This window comes from Streptomyces viridochromogenes (assembly GCF_001270495.1).
Lineage (GTDB): Bacteria > Actinomycetota > Actinomycetes > Streptomycetales > Streptomycetaceae > Streptomyces > Streptomyces viridochromogenes_A.
Genome location: NZ_LGUR01000070.1, coordinates 1 through 1,481, shown reverse-complemented (window position 1 = coordinate 1,481; position 1,481 = coordinate 1). Strand labels below are relative to the sequence as shown.

Below are 1,481 nucleotides of genomic sequence, written 5' to 3'. Positions count from 1 at the left end.
GCGGGGGACGTGGCTGGTGCCTTGGCGGATGGCGAGTTGGGGTTCGTCGAGGGGGTTCAGGGTGGCGGCGATGCGGTTGAGGGGGATGGTGTCGTCGGTGTCGAGGAGGGTGATCCGGCCGGGGTTCTCCGCCTGAGCCGAACGCAGCAGACCGGCGGCCGCGGCGGCGGGCAGGTCCGTCAGCGAATGCGGGCCTTCGACAGCGAAGGCGCCGTGGGTGACGGCGAGCAGGCTCGTGTCCTGGAGACGGGGCTCGGCCAGATACGCCTGGACGACCTCCAGCACGCGGCTGGTCAACGTGTGCACGGCCGCCGCGTCGGAGACATCAGAGGCACGGGAGGCATCGGGGGCATCGAAGGCACCGTCCGCCGAGACGCCCAGGACGAGGACGTCAGGGACCTCACCGGCCTCGGCCACCGCCCTCACATCCGCCCCGCTCACCACCACGACCGGATCCGGCCCGGCCTCCTGCCAAGTGACCGCAGCCGTCTCCCAGAAGACGCGGTAGAGATGGTCCCGGCCGGAGTCGCGGGTTGTCCGCGGCACCTCAGCGGTGTTGAACGGCCGGGTGACGAGAGAATCGACCGACGCGACCGCGGCGCCGGTGGCGTCCGCGATGCGCACCCGCATCGAGTCGGAGCCCTGCGGCGAAAGCTGCACACGCAGGGTCGTGGCACCGGTCGCGTGCAGCGACACGCCATTCCATACGAAGGGCAGCATGAGCCGCTGCCCCGATGCCCCGTTCTCCCGCTCGCCGAAGACACCGGCGTGCAGGCAGGCATCGAGGAGGGCGGGGTGGAGGCCGTACCCCTCGGGCTTGCCCGCCTCCTCGGGGAGCGTGACCTCGGCGTACACGTCTGAACCCTGGGTCCATACGGCACGCAGGCCGCGGAAGGCGGGGCCGTAGCCGTAACCGGTGGCGTCGAGTTCGCCGTACGCCCGCTCGGCGGCGCCGTCGATCCGGGCCGCTCCGGCCGGCGGCCACTGGGCCAGGTCGAAGTCCGGGGCGGGCGCCTCGGGAGCCAGACGTGCGGAGGCATGACGCGTGAACGCGGCGCCCGGCTCCGCGTCCTCGACACGGGAGTGGACGTGCGCCGTGCGCACCCCGGACTCGTCGGGCCCGCTCACACTCACCCGAACGTGCAAGCCGCCTTCCTCGGGAACGAGCAGCGGTGCCTCGATGACGAGTTCGGTGAGGTGACTGGTGTTGGCCTGGTCGCCGGCGCGGATGAGGAGGTCGACGAGAGCGGCGCCCGGCACGAGCGTGGTCCCCCCGGCGGCGTGGTCGGCCAACCATGGCTGCGACCACAGAGACCAGCGGGAGGTGAAGAGCAGCCCGCCGGTGGCCGGGTCCTCCGCCAGGGCACCCAGCATCGGATGCTCCACCGAGCCCAGCCCCAGATCCGCCGGATCACCCGTGCCGAGCCCTGAGTTCAGCCAGTAGCGGTGGTGTTGGAAGGCGTAGGTGGGGAGGTGGGGGG

1 protein-coding gene is annotated in these 1,481 nt (G+C 72.1%); it reads right to left on the bottom strand.

All coding sequences use genetic code 11. The features are described 5' to 3' along the window. On the bottom strand, positions 1-1,481 hold a 1,481-nt coding region (locus ADK36_RS08805; protein ID WP_199830138.1), incomplete at both ends, for a polyketide synthase dehydratase domain-containing protein.